Annotated in this window: 1 protein-coding gene; it reads left to right on the plus strand. The window is 50.6% G+C overall.

Annotated features, from left to right (window positions below; genetic code table 11):
• Positions 1 to 109: 109 nt before the first annotated feature.
• Complete coding sequence (gene dnaI / locus KW93_RS08655) at positions 110 to 1,045, plus strand: primosomal protein DnaI (RefSeq protein WP_033542603.1); 936 nt, start codon at positions 110 to 112, stop codon at positions 1,043 to 1,045.
• The last annotated feature ends 421 nt before the right edge of the window (positions 1,046 to 1,466 follow it).

Genomic DNA, 1,466 nt, shown 5'->3' on the forward strand with positions numbered 1-1,466 from the left:
TACGAAAGATGAACCGCAGCCGGCTGCGGTACAAAAAAACGAGAGCCTGGAAATCGAAAAGCAAAAACTTCTGGCGAAACTTGCTTTGAAAAAAGGGAAGGGTGATTAAATGGAACCGATTCGGGAAACCTTAAAACGGGTGGTCAACGCACCGGCTTTTTCAGAGCGTTATAACGATATGCGCAAAGAAGTGCTTGAGAATCCCGGCGTCCAGAAATTTCTGGAAGACCATGCGGCAGAAGTCGACAAAAGCGTTGTCGACCGCGGCATGCACAAATTATACGAATACATCGACCAGTCCCACGACTGCAATAGATGCCCGAGCCTGGAGGGCTGCATCAATCATTTGAAAGGCTTTGAACCGAACCTCGTTCTGGAGCGGAATACGATCGGCATCGCCTATACTGCCTGCAAATCGAAAAACGCCTATGACAACAAACGCCGTGCAAGCTCCCTGATCCACAGCATGTATATGCCGAAAGAAGTCATGCAGGCGACGCTGAATGGCTTTGTACCGGATGACAGCCGCATGGAAGCGTTCCGTGCTGTCACTTCATTTTTGGACCGGGCGACCGGTCCGGATAATCTGCCGGAAAAAGGTTTATTCTTTTACGGGAAATTCGGCGTCGGCAAATCATACCTGCTGAGTGCAGTGGCAAATGAGCTGGCCGAGATGAACGTCAAATCCGTCCTCGTCTTCGTGCCTGAATTCATGCGCGAAATGAAACAGGCGATCGGCGACCAGACGCTTCAGGAAAAAGTGGATTATGTGAAGAAAGCCGAAGTCCTGATGCTCGATGATATCGGAGCTGAAGCGATGTCGAGCTGGACGCGCGACGAAGTGCTCGGCACCATCCTTCATTACCGCATGGCGGAAAAACTGCCGACGTTCATGACTTCGAATTTCAGCTATCCTGAACTGGAACATCACCTGACGTATTCGCAGCGCGGCGAAAAGGAAGATTTGAAAGCTGCGCGTGTCATGGAACGGATCCGTGCCTTGACGGTGCCCGTGAAACTGGACGGCCGTAATCGGCGCAATTAAACCGGGAGCTATTGCATTTTAATTCCATTCAGTTTATAGTGGATTTAATCGAAATATGATTTTAAATGCAACGACGAGGACAATATTGGATGGCACGACTTCCAGAGAGAGAAGCCCAGGCTGAAAGCTTCTTAAGAAACGGCCAACCTTTTACCGCCTCCGAGCAGCAGCTGTGAACTTTTTAGTAGCAGCTGCCGGCAACCGGCCCGTTAGCCGATGCAGAGCTTCGTTCCGCCTTTACTTCAGGCTGGAACAGAAGAAGGGTGGAACCGCGAACTTAAGCTTCGTCCCTTTGGGATGGGGCTTTTTTGCGTTGAAAAGCGGAAAGAGCCGTTCTGCTTTGACAGTCATAAGACGATTCGGCGAAGCGGCATGTTTTCAGCCGCACAGCCTCGAAAAGCGGAAGTGCCTGTTCAGCTCT

This window comes from Planococcus sp. CAU13 (assembly GCF_000775575.1).
GTDB lineage: Bacteria > Bacillota > Bacilli > Bacillales_A > Planococcaceae > Planococcus.